14 protein-coding genes are annotated in these 17,451 nt (G+C 38.9%); all 14 read left to right on the plus strand.

The window, feature by feature from the left end; translation table 11 throughout:
* Positions 1–150 precede the first annotated feature (150 nt).
* The 14 genes from speC (at position 151) to KH109_RS05075 (ending at position 17,429) form a co-directional block, all read left to right on the plus strand.
* The gene (gene speC / locus KH109_RS05010; RefSeq protein ID WP_295216412.1) at positions 151–2,319 is read left to right on the plus strand and encodes an ornithine decarboxylase; all 2,169 of its coding nucleotides are present in this window, start codon (positions 151–153) and stop codon (positions 2,317–2,319) included.
* 62 nt (positions 2,320–2,381) lie between these two features.
* Positions 2,382–3,662: a guanine deaminase gene (gene guaD, locus KH109_RS05015; protein ID WP_295216415.1), complete on the plus strand. Its 1,281-nt coding sequence runs from the start codon at positions 2,382–2,384 to the stop codon at positions 3,660–3,662.
* A 166-nt stretch (positions 3,663–3,828) separates the two neighbouring features.
* Complete coding sequence (locus tag KH109_RS05020) at positions 3,829–4,782, plus strand: cation diffusion facilitator family transporter (protein WP_195186366.1); 954 nt, start codon at positions 3,829–3,831, stop codon at positions 4,780–4,782.
* A gap of 124 nt (positions 4,783–4,906) precedes the next feature.
* On the plus strand, positions 4,907–6,187 hold the full coding sequence (serS, locus tag KH109_RS05025; RefSeq protein ID WP_005387247.1) for a serine--tRNA ligase: 1,281 nt from the start codon (positions 4,907–4,909) through the stop codon (positions 6,185–6,187).
* A gap of 13 nt (positions 6,188–6,200) precedes the next feature.
* Positions 6,201–6,845, plus strand: a complete 645-nt coding sequence (gene fsa / locus KH109_RS05030) for a fructose-6-phosphate aldolase (RefSeq protein WP_295216420.1) — start codon at positions 6,201–6,203, stop codon at positions 6,843–6,845.
* A gap of 66 nt (positions 6,846–6,911) precedes the next feature.
* Positions 6,912–7,874: a class II fructose-bisphosphatase gene (glpX, locus tag KH109_RS05035; protein ID WP_005387249.1), complete on the plus strand. Its 963-nt coding sequence runs from the start codon at positions 6,912–6,914 to the stop codon at positions 7,872–7,874.
* Between the two features lie 166 nt (positions 7,875–8,040).
* Positions 8,041–9,306, plus strand: a complete 1,266-nt coding sequence (gene murA, locus KH109_RS05040) for a UDP-N-acetylglucosamine 1-carboxyvinyltransferase (protein WP_105086170.1) — start codon at positions 8,041–8,043, stop codon at positions 9,304–9,306.
* Positions 9,287–10,672: a rod shape-determining protein gene (locus tag KH109_RS05045; protein ID WP_295216423.1), complete on the plus strand. Its 1,386-nt coding sequence runs from the start codon at positions 9,287–9,289 to the stop codon at positions 10,670–10,672. Before murA ends, KH109_RS05045 begins: the two co-directional genes overlap by 20 nt.
* Positions 10,673–10,886: 214 nt before the next feature.
* A complete protein-coding gene (locus KH109_RS05050; protein ID WP_295216426.1) occupies positions 10,887–12,230 on the plus strand; it encodes a phosphodiester glycosidase family protein in 1,344 nt (447 codons plus the stop codon).
* A gap of 88 nt (positions 12,231–12,318) precedes the next feature.
* Positions 12,319–12,603: a biotin/lipoyl-containing protein gene (locus KH109_RS05055; RefSeq protein ID WP_005387253.1), complete on the plus strand. Its 285-nt coding sequence runs from the start codon at positions 12,319–12,321 to the stop codon at positions 12,601–12,603.
* Positions 12,604–12,615: 12 nt separating this feature from the next.
* Positions 12,616–14,598, plus strand: a complete 1,983-nt coding sequence (locus KH109_RS05060) for a SpoIVB peptidase S55 domain-containing protein (RefSeq protein WP_295216431.1) — start codon at positions 12,616–12,618, stop codon at positions 14,596–14,598.
* Positions 14,599–14,629: 31 nt separating this feature from the next.
* On the plus strand, positions 14,630–15,391 hold the full coding sequence (locus KH109_RS05065) for an ABC transporter permease (RefSeq protein WP_295216434.1): 762 nt from the start codon (positions 14,630–14,632) through the stop codon (positions 15,389–15,391).
* Between the two features lie 20 nt (positions 15,392–15,411).
* Complete coding sequence (locus KH109_RS05070) at positions 15,412–16,170, plus strand: ABC transporter ATP-binding protein (protein ID WP_295216437.1); 759 nt, start codon at positions 15,412–15,414, stop codon at positions 16,168–16,170.
* Positions 16,170–17,429, plus strand: coding sequence for an MlaD family protein (locus KH109_RS05075; protein WP_295216442.1), 1,260 nt, complete (start codon positions 16,170–16,172; stop codon positions 17,427–17,429). The genes KH109_RS05070 and KH109_RS05075 overlap by 1 nt, the downstream gene beginning before the upstream one ends.
* Positions 17,430–17,451 lie beyond the last annotated feature (22 nt).

A 17,451-nucleotide genomic window follows, 5' to 3' on the forward strand; every position in this document is an offset into this window, starting at 1 on the left:
TCTATTCTTTGAGTAGAGAGCCTTTTTATTCGTTATATGATACGAATATTATGTTTTATGATTATTGTATTCTATGAATATTATATTTATTCTATATGTGGTGTTGTAGTATATGTTGACTATGATATTTAGTTACGAAAGGAGAAGACTGTGAAACATTTAAAGGTTGCTTTATCTGATTCCGTGCAATCCAAAATTAAATCCATAGCAGGACGCACATGTGTTGACATTTTTGAAACAGATTTTACAGATGTAGGTGCTGTTGTTATCGACGATGGTGAGCTAGATCTTGTGAATAATAATCAAATTAGCTCCTTTGGTATACCTATTATTGTCTTAAGACTTGATGCATCTAGAGATATATCTCTTTATGAAAATCGTATTACGTCCATTATAGAGCTCTTATCTATGAGTATCGACGACTGTACATCAGAGATAGAGAAAGTTGTAGCAAACTATGAAGCATCTATTTTACCACCATTTTTCAGGGCTTTGTCTGATTATGTAGGGGATGAAAATTCACAGTTTGATTGTCCAGGTCATCAAGGGGGACAATTTTTCTATAAACATCCTACGGGGCGTGCCTTTTACAATTTCTTTGGGGAAAATATATTTAGAGCAGACCTTTGTAATGCAGATGTAAAATTAGGGGATCTTTTAATTCACGAAGGCTATGCTTATGATGCGCAAGCGCATGCAGCTAAAGTCTATAATGCTGATAAAACTTATTTTGTGTTAAATGGTACATCTTCAGCGAATAAGGTAGTTCTTAATGCCCTTTTAACACCAGGGGATATTATTTTATATGATCGTAATAATCATAAATCTATCTGCCATGGTGGCCTCGTTATGTCTGGTGCTACGCCTATATATCTTGAGACAGCACGTAATCCCTTTGGCTCCATTGGCGGTATTTTAGATCATTGTTTTGATGAAAGTTATATACGTCAATTAGTGGCAGAAAAATCACCTGAAAAAGCAAATGCAAAACGTCCTATTCGATTAGCAGTTATTCAACTAGGAACCTATGATGGTACAATTTATAATGCGCGCCAAGTAGTAGATAAAATAGGCCATCTTTGCGACTATATTTTCTTTGATTCTGCTTGGGTTGGGTATGAACAGTTTATTCCTATGATGAAAGACTGTAGTCCATTGTTGTTAGAATTGGGCCCAAATGATCCTGGCATTTTAGTTACTCAATCAGTACATAAGCAACAAGCTGGCTTTTCACAAACATCCCAAATTCATAAAAAAGACAGTCATATAAAGGGACAAGAACGCTATGTGGATCATAAACGTTTTAATAACTCTTTTATGATGCATGCATCTACATCTCCATTTTATCCATTATTTGCATCGCTTGATGTTAATGCGAAAATTCATGAAGGCGAGTTAGGACAAACATTATGGCGTGAATGTGTTGAGGTAGCTATTGATGCGCGTAAAGCCGTATTGAAACAATGTAAATATTTACGCCCCTTAGTACCTCCAATTGTTCATGGTAAACCATGGAAAGAGGGAAATACCCATGAGATGGCTTGTGATGTAAAATATTTTGCTTTTGAGCCAGAAGCCAAGTGGCACTCGTTTAAAGGCTATGGTAAGGGGCAATATTTTATCGATCCTTGTAAATTTCAACTGATTACACCAGGAATCGATGTGGAAACTGGAGAATATGAAGAGTTTGGCACCCCTGCGAATATTCTTGCTAATTATTTACGAGAAAATCGAATTATTCCTGAAAAATGTGATTTAAATACGATCTTATTCCTCATGACACCAGCAGAATCTAAGCATAAGATGGATGCGCTAGTGGCGGAACTCGTTCGGTTTGAAGAACTCATAGATCGCGATGTCCCGATGGAAGAGGTATTGCCATCGATTTACTATAGTCATATAGATAAATATAAAGGCTATCACATTCGTCAGTTATGCCAAGAAATGCATGACTTTTATAAGTCTAGAAATGTAAGCCTTCTGCAACAGCGATTATTCTCACGTGAATACTTCCCTGACTATGTAATGAATCCACAAGAAGCTAACTTTGAGTTCCAACGAAATAAAGGCGAATTAGTACCGCTAAGCGAAGCAGAAGGACGTATTGCCCTTGAAGGGGCTCTTCCGTATCCGCCAGGTGTAATATGTGTGCAGCCAGGGGAGCGTTGGTCCAAAACTGCGTGTGACTATTTCTTAGCCTTAGAAGAAGGTATTAATCAACTGCCTGGTTTTGCGCCGGAAATACAAGGTGTATACATTACTGAACAATCAAATGGATATAAACAAGCCTATGGCTATGTATTGAAGAGAGAATATTAAAGAAAATCTAGCGTGTTATTCGAGCATAGTGCTTTAGGGCTCTCATCACGCGAGGAGGTTATATGAATTCGACACTTATTTTAAAAGGAAATATCTTATATACACCGCGGCCTTCAGAATTTATATCTATTCCACATGGCTATATCATTGCCGTAGATGGTGTGGTCGTATATTGTGGGGAAAGTATTCCACCAGCTTATGCATCGTGCGAGGTTACTGATTATAGTGATAATCTCATCATTCCAGGCTTTGTAGATACGCATGCTCACGCTCCGCAGTATTGTAATCGTGGCCTTGGTATGGACAAAGAATTACTGCCTTGGTTAGAAACCTATACATTTCCTGAAGAGGCAAAGTTTAGTGATCCAGATTATGCACGGTTAGTATATGGCGCCTTTGTACAGGATTTATGGCACAATGGGACTACTAGAAGTATACTATTTGGTACCATCCATAAAGAAAGTACATTAGTATTGATGGAGCTTTTACAAAAAGCAGGACTATCAGCCTATGTAGGTAAGGTAAATATGGACCGTAATAGTCCAGAATTCTTGATTGAGGAAACACAACAGTCCTTGATTGATACAAAAGAATGGCTGGATGCATCATTGCAGTTTGGTCCATTGGTTAAACCCATTATTACACCTAGATTTGTACCATCTTGTACAAGTGAATTAATGAGTGGACTAGGGAAATTAGCAGAAGAATATAATGTACCAATTCAATCTCACTTGTCCGAAAATCACGGTGAAATTGATTGGGTTGCATCATTACATCCAGAGTCACCAAATTATACAGATGTGTACTATGAACACCGCTTAATGGGACAGGTACCTACAGTGATGGCTCACTGCATTCATTTAAGCGATGTAGAAATAGATCGTATGGCAGAAACTCAAACTATGGTATCTCACTGTCCATATTCTAATGTAAACCTATCAAGTGGTATTGCACCGATTCGTAAGCTAATGAAACGGAATATACCGATTGGTTTGGGCTCCGATATCTCTGGTGGTCATATTGTATCGATGGCGAAGGTTCTTACGGAAGCTATTGGATTGTCAAAAATGAAATGGGTAGAAGTTGATCAAACATATGCGCCTCTCACATTAAGTGAAGCTTTCTATATGGCTACAAAGGGCGGCGGCAAGTTCTTTGGTAAGGTTGGTAGCTTTGAAAAAGGTTGTGACTTAGATGCCCTTATCATTGACGATACATCAATATTTGACCCTAATGAACGCACCTTAGAGGAACGGCTTGAACGTTGGTTATATGTTGGTGATGATCGACATATTGTTGAGCGCTATGTAGCTGGCCATATAGTACCTAATCCTCAAGGTTAATATGTGATATGTAATAGCATGGGAATATAAAATAAAATTAAATACTATTTATAACAGGTAGTTTGTATATAAGGCAAACTACCTGTTTTGATTTGGCCTCATATTGCGCATCAATACCCTTGGTGTATAATAAAAAGACATACAAATTAAGAAAGTGGGGGACTTAATGGATATATTAGGGGCAAGACGCTCTATAGAACAGAAGTTACTTATGCAATCCGTTGGCCTGATGGCTCTAGTAGCGGTAAGCGGTACTATAATGGGGATTGTCACGGGTTCTAGTGCGGTCTTATTAGATGGTGTATTTTCCTTTGTCGATGTTGTTATTAAAATCATGATGTTAATGACCGCCAAATTAATAGCGCGTGAAACGAGTAAGCGCTTTCAGTTTGGATATTGGCAGTTTGAACCTTTGGTATTGGCCGTAGAAGGATTTTTTATATTACTAATTGTAATCTATGCCTTATCTAGTGGTATTACAGATCTTATATCGGGTGGTCGTCATGTAGATTTTGGACCTGCTATTTATTATGCTATTTTCTTTACAGTGGCGGACACAATATATTACTTATATGTGCGTCGCATTAATAAGAGTCTGCAGTCCAACTTAATTAAATTTGATAATGTAAGTTGGTATGTTGATGCTTTGTTAGAAGCAGCTATCTTAATCAGTTTCGTCGTAGCTATCATGTTAGAAGGAACTGAATATGCTGATTGGGCAGCTTATATTGACCCCATTGTTCTCGTTGTATTAGCGGTGCAAATGATACCGTCTGCGTTCCGCATTATCATCCCATCTGTAAAACAAGTGTTGGGGTGGGCACCAACTTCATTACATAATGAAGTGCAGGAAATTATGGATCGCTTTATGGAAAAGTACAATTTCAAGGATTATGTTTCTAGCGTACAAGTATATGGCAACACTCGAATTATTGAAATTGATATTTTAGTTCGCAAGAATTTTCCGTATCAAACGATTGCTGAAATCGATGCAATTCGCAATGAAATTGACCAAGAAATCGGAGGGAATCCAACGGAAAAATGGGTTACCATTTCTTTCACAGGCACTCGAAAATGGATGGCAAAAGATTATTTACTAGAAGAAGATGATGATGAATAGCATAAAAATTAAAGACAAAACTAGTAGATATCTTATAATTTAATGATAAATACACCAATATATGGTATACTTAAACGTATTGAATATATTGTTCGTAGCATAGTTGGAAGATGAGGTTTATAGTATGTTAGACTTGAAATTTGTCCGTGAAAATATTGATTTAGTACAACAAAACTTAGATAATCGTCACACGAAAGGCGATTTAGAAACCTTTGTATCCGCTTATGATGAACGTCGTCAGTTGATTGGTAAAGTAGAGGAGTTAAAAGCTCTTCGTAACTCCGTAACTGAAGAAATTAGTCAATTAAAACGCAATAAAGAAAATGCGGATGATAAAATCGCAGAAATGAAAAAAGTAGGCGATGATATTGCTGAGCTTGATAATCGTATTCGCGATGTAGAAGCAAAATTACGTGATGCGGCATTGATGTTGCCAAACATGTGTGATGCATCTGTTCCTGTTGGTGCTGATGAAGATGAAAATGTAGAACAACGCAAATGGGGCGAACCACGTCAATTCGACTTTGATATACAAGCTCATTGGGATTTAGGTGAAAATCTTGACATCCTTGATTTCAATCGCGCTGGTAAAATGAGCGGTGCTCGTTTCACTGTATATAAAGGCTTGGGTGCTCGTTTAGAACGTGCTCTCATTAACTTCATGGTTGATCTTCATGTAGATAAACAAGGCTACACTGAAATGATGACTCCATACATGGTAACGCGTGAAACTTTGACAGGTACTGGTCAATTACCTAAATTTGCTGAAGATATGTACCATGTAGAAGATACTGAATATTTCTTGATTCCTACCGCAGAGGTTACATTGACTAACTATCACAGTGGCGAAATCTTGAGCGAAGAGGAATTGCCAAAATATTATACTGCATTTACTGCATGCTTCCGTGCTGAAGCAGGGTCTGCAGGTCGTGATACTCGTGGTCTTATCCGTCAACATCAATTCAACAAAGTTGAAATGGTTAAATTAGCTAAACCTGAAGATTCTTACAAAGAATTAGAAACATTGACTGATAATGCAGAAGAAGTATTGCGCTTATTGGAGTTGCCATTCCGTGTAATTACACTTTGTACAGGGGATATTGGCTTTGGTTCTGCTAAAACATATGATGTAGAGGTATGGATGCCAGCTCAAGGCAAGTATAGAGAGATTTCTTCTTGTTCTAATATGACTGATTTCCAAGCTCGTCGTGCAAACATTAAATTCCGTCGTGGTCCTAAAGGTAAACCAGAATTCGTTCATACATTAAATGGCTCTGGTCTTGCTGTAGGTCGTACAGTAGCAGCTATCTTGGAAAACTATCAACAAGCTGATGGCTCTGTTGTGATTCCTAAAGTACTTGTACCTTACATGGGCGGCGTAGAAGTAATTAAGGCTGGAAAATAAGAGGGGGCATTCTATGAAGTTCTTTATTGATACAGCAGAATTTGATGAGATTAAAGAGGTGTATGCTTTTGGTTTTATCGATGGTGTTACTACTAATCCATCCCTTATCGTGAAAGCTAAACGCGATTTAAAACAAGTTATTTCTGAAATCGCTAATTTGGTAGAGGGTCCTGTGAGTGCAGAGGTTATTGCTTCTGATGCAGAAGGTATGATCGGGGAAGCTCATGAGCTTGTAAAATTAGGCTCTAATGTAGTTATTAAAGTGCCTATGACTCCAGAAGGTCTTAAAGCTGTTGCAGTTCTAAGCAAAGAAGGCATTAAAACTAATGTAACCTTAATCTTCTCTGCCAACCAAGCCTTATTAGCAGCTCGTGCAGGTGCTACCTATGTGAGCCCATTTGTTGGCCGTATTGATGATATCAGTATGGATGGTCTTACATTGATTCAAGATATTGCAGATATATTTGCTATTCATGGCATTGAAACTGAAATTATTGCGGCTAGTGTGAGAACACCATTGCATATCATTCAATGTGCAAAAGCTGGTGCTCATATTGCAACTGTGCCATTTAAAGTGCTTATGCAAGCTATGAAACATCCACTAACAGATGCAGGGCTTGAAAAATTTATGGCAGATTGGAAACAAGCTAATCAATAAGTTAAGTATTCGGCTCGATGTAAGGGTCATATTACAATACACACAGGACTTATAAGGAGGCCTATTATGGATCGTACATTATCTTTGGAATTTGCTCGTGTCGTTGAAGCGGCTGCTTTGCGCAGTGGTCGTTTACTTGGTCGCGGTCAAAAGGATGCAGCGGATGGTCTTGCTGTAGACGCAATGCGTCAAGCATTTGACTCTGTTCGTATTTCTGGTACAGTTGTTATTGGCGAAGGCGAAATCGATGAAGCACCTATGCTTTACATTGGTGAACATGTAGGTGCGGGTGGCCCAGAAGTAGACATCGCAGTTGACCCTATTGAAGGCACAAACTTGATTGCAAAAGGCCAAAATGGTGCGATTGCAGTTATGGCTATTGCTGAAAAAGGTGGCTTGTTACATGCGCCAGATATGTACATGGAAAAACTTTGTGTTGGTCCTCGTGGTGCAGGTGCTATCGATATTACAAAATCTTTAACTGAAAATATTAAAAATGTAGCTGCAAAAATGAATCGCAATGTTGATGAAATTACACTTGTAATGCTTGATCGTGAGCGTCATCATGGTTTGATGAAAGAAGCGCGTGATCTTGGCGCACGTATTATGTTAATTTCTGATGGCGATGTTAACCCAGCTATGGAATGTTGTATCGAAGGTTCTGGTGTGCACATGGTTGTTGGTACTGGTGGTGCACCAGAAGGCGTATTGGCTGCAGCAGCTTTAAAATGCGTAGGTGGCGATATGCAAGCGCGCTTGAAACCAGAAACAGAAGAAGAAATTCGTCGTTGTCATGAAATGGGTATTACCGATGTAAATCAAGTACTTACATTGGATGATTTAGTTCGTACAGATGATGTTATCTTTGCGGCTACTGCTATTACTCGCGGTAACTTATTGAATGCTATTCAATACTTCCCAGGTGGTGCGCGTACACATACTATCGTAATGCGTTCTAAAACAGGTACTGTTCGTTTCTTAGATACAGTGCATATGGATGAGAAACTAAAATCCTTAAAAGCAAAATAATAATTAGGCCCCTCAAAATGAGGGGCTTTTTTTCTCAGTATTTTCTCACAGTCTCTTGATGAGATATATCGAAAAATAGTATAATAACATTTAGTATATGACGTTATAAATACAACGTCTTGTAGTTCATACAAGATGATCGATATAAAGTGTAGGAGGAATTCTGTTGGAAAAGCTAATCATTCAAGGTGGCAACCGGTTGGAAGGCCGTGTACGTGTTAGTAGTGCTAAAAATGCGGTACTCCCTATTATTGCCGGTACTTTGCTAGCATCAACACCTAGTAAATTACTTGAAATTCCAAATTTGGAAGATGTAGGTACAATTTGCCAAGTTATCGAGTCTTTGGGGGTTAAAATTACTCGTAATAAAGCAGATGATGAAATTATCTTCGATGCGTCTACATTGACTGCTACGGAAGCTCCTTATGAGCTTGTACGCAAAATGCGTGCATCTTTCCTCGTAATGGGGCCACTTTTAGCGCGCAAAGGGGAGGCTAAAATCTCCATGCCAGGTGGTTGTGCGATTGGTGCACGTCCTATCGATCTTCACCTAAAAGCATTCGAAGCACTAGGTGCTAAAATTGAAATTACTGAAGATTATGTATATGCTCATGCTCCAGAAGGCCTTAAAGGCACTCAAATTTACTTGGATTTCCCAAGTGTAGGGGCTACAGAAAATGTAATTATGGCAGCTTCCATGGCGGAAGGTAAAACTGTTATCGAAAATGCTGCGGAAGAACCTGAGATCGTTGATTTAGCAACATTCTTGAATGCAATGGGCGCTAATATTCGCGGTGCTGGTACAAATGTAATCCGCATTGAAGGTGTGCCTCAATTACATGGTGCAATTCATACGGTTATTCCTGACCGTATCGAAGCTGGTACATATTTGATTGCCGCTGCTATGGCTGGTGGTGACGTATTTGTAGAAAATGCATTGCCAGAACATTTGAAACCAGTAGTAGCTAAGTTAAAAGAAGCTGGCGTTACTGTAGAGGAAGAAATTGATGGTATTCGCGTTATCAGTACTGGCAAAGGCATTAAAGCTGTTGATATTAAAACATTACCATACCCAGGCTTCCCAACAGATATGCAAGCTCAATTTATGGCGCTTACTACAATCGCTGAAGGTACAAGTACTGTAACAGAAACTGTATTTGAAAATCGCTTCATGCACGTTGCGGAGCTTCGCAAAATGGGTGCCCATATCGATATCGACAATCGTCAGGCGATTGTCGAAGGTATGCCACGCTTACATGGTGCTGTAGTTAATGCTACAGACTTGCGTGCCGGTGCGGCTCTTGTTTGTGCTGCGTTGACTGCAGAAGGTAGAACTGAAGTAGGTCGTCTACATCATATCGATCGTGGTTATGATGATTTCGTAGGTAAATTGCAAAGGTTAGGTGCTGATATTGTTCGGGTTGACGAATAAAAGTACAGAGCCAAAACAGAATAAAAAGAAACGAAGCCGGCGCTCAAAAAGGCCGGCTTTATACAACGAGCAACAAAACTTAGGTGCTGCTAAGGTTGAAAATGCTAAAACTAGCACTAATCGAAAGCCATTGCGTAGGACGAAACGCAAGTCCACAAAACTTTCTGAGGGCGTAGCAAAGCAAGCTAGCCATTTAGCTTCCAATATGCGTGAAGCCATGGTTAGAGTCACGAAGATGCGCCGTGTGGAACGTCGTAATCGTGAGACTGTAGCTATTGCAAAAACTACACCAGCTATGACCTTGAAGCGCCTAGTTCGTCCTGAGCAGGTGGGCGATTTAATGGGACGATTAAATCGTTCATTAAACTTTGACTTGGGCATCGACTTAGGAACTGCGAATATTCTTATTTTCGCTAAAGGTAAGGGCTTAGTCTTAGATGAGCCAGCTTATATTGCGAAAGATGATAAAACAGGGGATATTCTTGCCTTAGGCGAAGCTGCACGTACTATGATAGGACGTACACCTAAAGGCATATCTGTTATTCGTCCTGTTCAAGCGGGCGTTATCGCAGATTACGATATGACCGAATTTATGTTAAAATACTTTATTCGTTCTGTTGTGCCTGCTTCTAGATTGATGAAAACGCGTATTATCGTATGTGTGCCATCTGGAATTACGCCTGTTGAAAAACGTGCTATTTTAGAGGCTTTACTTAGAACAGGCGCTAAAAAGACTGTTCTTATAGAGGAACCATTAGCAGCAGCTATGGGGACAGGTCTCAATGATGCAGACCAAGTTGGGGCCATGGTTGTCGATGTTGGTGGCGGTACTACGGATATTGCAGTTCTTTGTGATACGGGTGTTGTTGTAAGTGAATCCCTTCGCATTGGGGGAGATTCCTTCAATGAATCTATTATTCGTTACATCCGTCGTAAGAAGCGACTTGTTATTGGACCTTTAACAGCAGAAAAGATTAAGATTTCTGTCGGTACTGTAGATCGTCGTGCTAAGGAGCGAACTATAGAGGTTAGAGGGCGTGATGCAAGCTCTGGACTACCTAAGATGGTTGCTGTTAATTCCTTAGAAATTCAACGTGCCTTAGAGGCGCAAGTGATGAATATTCTAGAAGGAATTAAATCTATTTTAGAAAAAACGCCACCAGAACTTGTAGCGGCTATTAATGATCACGGCATCATTCTTACCGGTGGCGGTGCTCTCATCGATGGGTTAGATCGTGTTATTACACGTTCTGTAGGTATTGCATCGTATTTGGTAGAGTCTCCACGATATGCTGTTATCAAAGGGGTTGCAAAAGCTCTTGATGAAATGTCACAATTGCGTGATACATTGGATGAATTACAATAAAATATTTCATTGAAATAATGTAAAATTTGAGGAAGTTACTATTTATAGATAGACCATTGAAAAATGGAACGACGGTAGATAGTAACTTCTTTTTTGTGCATCCTTTTTGTAATTTTCATCTATATGATGTATACTATAGTAAAAGTATATTGTATAAAATTGATGTATGAATATAAATCTATTAATATGGGTTGTCGCTATAGAGGAATTGTAAATGAAACGATATTTATATATGACTTTTGCTGTGTTAGGCTTTCTAGGCAGTACAATACCTTATGCGGAAGCTGGAAATTTAACCGGCGTACGTGTATCTAATCACGAAGGTACAAGTCGAATTGTATTAGATGTGTCTGAAATGCCTGTATCTTGGACTAAATCTTATAATGAGTCCACACATGCTCTTACCCTTAACCTAGGTGGTACGACAAATGGATTGACTGGACCTGTAGCTCAAAATAACACGAAAACAGGTGTTTTAAAAGGTATTGGCTTGCAACCTGTTAATGGATCTTTGCAAGTAACATTGACGGCTAATAAGGATGTACAACACCATGAGTTTACATTGGAAAAACCATCGCGTATTGTAGTGGATTTATTTTCTGGCTATGCTCAACAAACAACAAAAGATGTAAATAAATCCGTTACGTATAGCAAGATTAATAACACTGTAGCAGAAGGTAAGATTCAATCCTTTGCATTATCTGTGGACAATGATTCACCTATGGTGGTCGCTCATGTTTCGGAAGGTAAACTCTTATCATCTGTAGTTCAATCGCATACTGCCATAATTGGCGCAAAGGTAAAAGGTAGTAGTTTTGATCGTCCTTATTCAGTAGCTAGTGATGGAACGATTGATTTAGAGCGTATTTCTAATCGTGGCACCTTGCGATATACACCAAATCGGGGATATTTTATTGAGGAAAAGAGACCCTTATTACTAGCTAAAACACAAAAAGATACCTTCTTAATTACATCTGTTAATACAGGACGTAAAGAAAATGCCTTGACCCTATATACATCAGCGTATGGGGCATCTACAAAGACTAATGACTTTGGATACGAAGTGACTGTAGCTAATGGCAAGGTGGTTAGTGGTCAAAAAGGGAATTCTAAAATTGGAGAAAACCAATACGTATTATCTGGTCATGGAGAATCTAGGGATGCGTTACGTAAATTAAAGGTGGGCACACCGATTACGATTCAAAATAGACCGGAGTTGGCACAAGTGAATACCACTGGTGGAGCAGCTTTACAAGCAGGTACTATGGTTTTGAAAAATGGTAACTATGTTGGTGCTGATGGGACCAATAATAAAGCTCGTAGTTTTATAGGAACTACTAAAGATCATAATTTGGTGGTGCTCACTGTTGATAAAGCTGGGCTTCAATCTGTAGGGGTTACACAACAAGAAGGGGCTCAACTATTATCCAAACTAGGCGTCGTGGATGGTGCTGAATTATCGAATCAAGGTAGTGTTGATTTAGTAGTCAATGATACATACGTTCATAAAGCGACTTCAAATCCTACGACCTATGAGGATATTGTAATTATAAAATGAATTCGTTGCATACAATTTTGTTTGAAATATTAGTAATAATTTAGTATACTATAAATACATAACTAATTTTGTAAAAGGAGGGATCGTTATGAAAAGAGTAGTGTTGGCCTTAGCTGCTTTAGGCATTTTAAGTGTTAGCTCTGTAATGGCGGCCCCTGTATCATACCAAAGTGTATTAACAGGTAAAGTTGCTTCTACAGTTTCTGTTGGCTCTGCTGTAACAGAAGGGCAAACATTGGTAACTGTAGAGACATTGGCTGGCCCTATGGCTGCTGCTAAATCTACTGTAACTGGTACTGTAACGGCGGTTAATGTTACAGTGGGTTCAGACGTTTCTCGTGATCAAATCGTTGTCACAGTAGAAAGTAAATAAAGGAGAGCAGGAATGAAGTTTTCTCATTCTTGGCGTCGGTATAGAAAAGCGATACTGGCGCTTTTCTTCTGTACTTCACTTACAGCTGCACAGGCTGTTGATTTCATGCCTGTCAATGATGTAACTACAGGTATGGAAGGTATTGCAAAAACTGTAATTGTAGGAGATACCATTTCAACCTTTGATGTAAAGGTACTGGGTGTCATGAAGGATAAGGGGCCATCTGGTCATCTTATTTTGGCAAAGTTCTCTGGCCCTGTTATGGAAAAAACTGGAGGCATTGCTCATGGCATGAGTGGTAGTCCTGTATATATAAATGGCAAGCTCGTTGGTGCTGTTGCCTATGGTTGGGGTTTCGCAGATGGTACGATTGGTATGATTACCCCTATTGAAGATATGGTGAAATTATGGAATATTCCATATGAGAAGAACCTATCTAGACCATGGGATGATAAACAATTGATTCCTCTTGGCACACCACTTATGGCATATGGCTTTGATGCAGCGTCCATGGATTACTTCAAATCCAAGCTGCCACAATATAAATATGAAACATATGATACAGCTAGTGCTAGTGGTGATGAAATTACAAAACCTTTGGAGGCTGGTGGCTCTGTAGCCGCATTATTAGTTGATGGCGACTTAAAACTTGGTGCTATTGGTACTGTTACCTATGTAGATGGTGAAAAGATTGTTGCCTTTGGTCACCCATTCTTGAAACATGGCTCTTCAAACTACTTTATGCACAATGCAAGTATCTTTACGGTAGTTAAAAGTTATGATGCTGCTTTCAAATTAGGCTCTATGGGCAAGGAAGTAGGCTCAGTAACTGAAGATAGAGGTGCTGGTATTGCTGGCGTATCTGGAGTGATCTCTCCAGGTATTCCTATGCGCTTCCATTTGAAAGACCTTGATATGGGGCGTGATAAAACTAGCTCTGTTAAGGTCATTGAAGATAGTGAAATAACACCGACTTTAGCGGCTACATCTCTATATAATATGTTGAATAAAACATTAGATCGTAGTGGCGCTGGTACAGCTACAATTTCTTATACTATTACTCCAAGAGGTAAAGAACATAAACCGTTGACACGAACTAATATGTTCTATAGTTCTGACTCTATCTCAGAGAAGGCTGTTGATGAGTTCTACAATGTTATCGATGTTCTTATGAATAACCGATTCATTAATTATGAAATCTCTGATATCTCTGTAGAAACTGAAGTAACACAAGATAAGAAAACAGCAAAGCTTATTGATGCGTCTGCATCTTCTACCATTGTTTCTCCTGGTGATACAATTGTTGTAGATGTAACGTTGGAGCCGTTCCGCGGTGAGAAGGTCGTTAAACAAATCTTCTTTAAGGTTCCTGAGGATCAAGCTGTTGGTAAGTATACCTTAGAGGTGCGTGGGGGCGGTGAAATCCCATTACCTTATGTATTAGAAAAACAAAAATACAATTTAACTGACGAAATCTTACGTCGATTAAAAGTTCATAAAGATTTTGATGAGCTTTATGATGAAATTCAAAAGACCGATACGAATAATCAAATCGTTGTAGAGTTTTTAGAAGATGGCATTAGCCTTGTTGATGAAGATGGGTCCAAATCTGTTAAAAAAGCGAAACTTAAAGATGTGGAATCAAAACCTATGCCAGGGGATGTAAAGAAAAAAACTGGTCAAGAAGATTTGAGTTCTAATAAGGATGATGACAATCAAATTGAAAAAACTGCTATTGATACAGAGTACATCGTTCAAGGTGATGGTCAATTTACAATTCATGTTATGAAGCCAGCTGATCGTGATAAAGCACTAGCTAAACGCGTAAAAGAAGTTAAAAATCAAGTCAAGATGGAACATAAATTAGAATTGGAAGATCAATCTAAGAAGGATAAATCCAGTAAAAAAGATGTGAAAAAGTCTGATAAACAAGACACAAAAGCACCTGATAAAAAGGATGAATCTAAAGTAAATGATACTAATTCAGCTGAATAAGCTGAAAATGTAAGGGGAAAGGGCTAGACTGTTGAATTGGCTAGAATCGATAGGTCGTGCTGTAATGCACGGCCTATCACAGATGGGTAGTGCTACATTATTAGTGTGGCAAACAATAAAACAACTGAAAATGATTAATCTGTGGCATGTATTCCAGCAGATGGCTCACCTAGGTGTAGATTCATTGCCGATTATTAGCTTAACGCTACTATTTGCAGGGGCGGTTATGACCTTACAGATTACAGATGTATTAATTACATATGGAGCTCAAAGCACTGTGGGTGGTCTTATGGCTGTTGCTATGGGTCGTGAGTTAGGACCTATTTTGGTAGGGGTTGTACTGGCTGGCCGTGTTGGCGCTGCTATTACGGCTGAAATTGGTACAATGAAGGTAACTGAACAAATTGATGCGCTGCGTGTTATGGCTGTCGATCCTGTTGGTTATCTCGTGGTACCTCGTGTAGTAGCATGTATGATTATGGTGCCTATTTTGGCATTTTATGGTGTAGTCATTGGTATTGCAGGTGGTTACTTTGTAGCTACTGCTATCAAAGGTCTGGCGCCAAGTACTTATTTAGATTCTATTCAAATGTTTTCTACCATTTCAGACTTTACACTAGGTCTTTTGAAATCTAGCGTATTTGGTGCTGTCATCGCATTGGTAGGTGCTTATAAGGGGATGGAAACTAAAATGGGCGCTGAAGCGGTTGGCTTCTCCACAACTAGTTCTGTAGTAACTAGTATCATTTTAGTATTTGTATTAAATTACTTTTTATCTACCTTGTTATATTAGTAGATACATTAGAGGGATTTATGATAGAACTACGCAATGTTGTAGTTGCCTATGAGTCGCGTGTGATTTTAGACTCTATTAATCTCACCATTGATGATGGGGAGACGTTAGTCATATTAGGCGGTAGTGGTAGTGGTAAAAGTACACTACTTCGCTTACTGATTGGCTTGCAGCGTCCTACATCGGGACAGATTATAGTAGATGGCACAGATATTACAACATTATCTGAAGATGAATTTAATACAGTACGGAGAAAAATGGGGATGGTATTCCAATACTCTGCATTATTTGACTCTATGTCGGTAGGTGAAAATGTAGCCTTTGGCTTACGTCAGCATACGGACTTAGGAGATGATGAAATAAAACGCATTGTAGCAGAGCGACTCGATTGGGTCGGTTTAAAAGGGTATGAATCCTATATGCCTAACGAATTATCTGGGGGCATGAAGAAACGTGTTAGCTTAGCTCGTGCCATAGCGTTAGATCCGAGTTTAATTCTCTATGATGAACCTTCATCCGGGTTAGATCCTATTACATCAGGTACGATTAGTATGCTGATTAAGGGAATGCAGCAACGGCTCGGTTGTACATCTATCGTTGTAACGCATGATATGCAATCTGCTTTTTATATAGCAGACCGCATAGCTTTACTTGATAAGGGGAAATTTGTGGAAATTTCTGATACAATAGACTTTAAGAATTCTACAAATAAAAAGGTACAACAGTTTATTCATGGCGAAGCAGAACCAATTAACGTATCTGCGATGGGAGAGGTATAATGAAGTGGACGACGGAGGCCAAGGTAGGGGCTTTCACAATAATAGGTATAGCATTATTTATTGCGGGCATACTGTTTGTAGGACGTATTGATATATGGGCTAAGCCGCAAATGACAATTACTGGTGATTTTGCTCAAGTTAATGGCCTAAAAAATGGCAATCAAGTTAAATACTCTGGTGTAGCTATCGGTAATGTCTCTGATATTGAGATTACACCGCATGGTGTGGTAGTAAAAATGAAGCTTGATGAAAAAACACAAATACCAAGTGATTCTACATTTACTTTAGGATCAGATGGTTTCTTAGGCGATAAATTTATCCAAATTTCTCCTGGTCAATCTAAAGTATATTTACAAGATGGTGATTCTGTTAAGGGCGAAGGTGCAGATGCTATGGATAAAGCTATGCAAAGCGCTCAAAAATTAATGGATGGCACTGAAAAGATGTTGCAGTCCATCAATAATATTATTGGTGATCCAGCAACTCAAAATGCTCTCAAGCATTCCTTGCAATCTACTGCGGTAATGGCTGATAATGCAGTGGCGGTTACACAAAATATGGCAAACGTAACTGCTCAGTTAAATCAAGCTGCTCAGCAATTTAATGCAGATGGTAATGCCGGTAATGATATGCGTGCTATTTTAACTAACTTAAAACAAACTACGGATCGCGTAGATAATATGGCTCGTTCTATGGAATCTACGGTAACGGATCCTAAAGCACAAGAAAATATTAAGGAAACATTACATAATACGGCACAAATTTCTGCTCGTATTAACAAATTGATGGGTGGTAAGGCGTATCAATCTGATGCAAATGGAAATGTTGTAGAGGTTGGTACAACTGAAAAAAAGTCCTCCCCTAAGGTTGAACCGTCTGTAGAAATGTTGTATAACACAACAGATAATGAATTCCGCATCAATGGTCGACTTCGTGCTTTTAATGATAAAGGTATGGCAGAAATTGGACTATCCAATATTGGGGATGATACAAAATTCGATTTAAATGCAGGAAAATTTGTTAGTCCGAAATGGTTAGTACGTGGTGGTATTTTTGAAAGTGAATTGGGTGTGGGCGTAGATTATAATTTACGTGGTCCTGTATCCTTGTCTGCTGCTATGTATGATCTTAATCATCGTAAATATCGTATTCGTAGTGATATACGTTTACATAAAGATACTTATGGGGTTATTCAAATGACCAGACCGTTCGGTTCCACGAATGGCGGTACCTACTTTGGTATCAAACAAGTATTTTAAAGACTAATACATTCACTTTAGG

Origin of the sequence: Veillonella sp. (genome assembly GCF_018381775.1) — a bacterium.
Classification (GTDB): domain Bacteria; phylum Bacillota; class Negativicutes; order Veillonellales; family Veillonellaceae; genus Veillonella.

Excerpts from the sequence above, each read along its gene's own strand:
- fsa (WP_295216420.1), top strand. The coding sequence starts at position 6,201 with ATGAAGTTCTTTATTGATACAGCAGAATTTGATGAGATTAAAGAGGTG.
- KH109_RS05055 (WP_005387253.1), top strand. The coding sequence starts at position 12,319 with ATGAAAAGAGTAGTGTTGGCCTTAGCTGCTTTAGGCATTTTAAGTGTT.
- KH109_RS05075 (WP_295216442.1), top strand. The coding sequence starts at position 16,170 with ATGAAGTGGACGACGGAGGCCAAGGTAGGGGCTTTCACAATAATAGGT.
- KH109_RS05050 (WP_295216426.1), top strand. The coding sequence starts at position 10,887 with ATGAAACGATATTTATATATGACTTTTGCTGTGTTAGGCTTTCTAGGC.
- glpX (WP_005387249.1), top strand. The coding sequence starts at position 6,912 with ATGGATCGTACATTATCTTTGGAATTTGCTCGTGTCGTTGAAGCGGCT.
- KH109_RS05020 (WP_195186366.1), top strand. The coding sequence starts at position 3,829 with ATGGATATATTAGGGGCAAGACGCTCTATAGAACAGAAGTTACTTATG.
- serS (WP_005387247.1), top strand. The coding sequence starts at position 4,907 with ATGTTAGACTTGAAATTTGTCCGTGAAAATATTGATTTAGTACAACAA.
- KH109_RS05060 (WP_295216431.1), top strand. The coding sequence starts at position 12,616 with ATGAAGTTTTCTCATTCTTGGCGTCGGTATAGAAAAGCGATACTGGCG.
- KH109_RS05070 (WP_295216437.1), top strand. The coding sequence starts at position 15,412 with ATGATAGAACTACGCAATGTTGTAGTTGCCTATGAGTCGCGTGTGATT.
- guaD (WP_295216415.1), top strand. The coding sequence starts at position 2,382 with ATGAATTCGACACTTATTTTAAAAGGAAATATCTTATATACACCGCGG.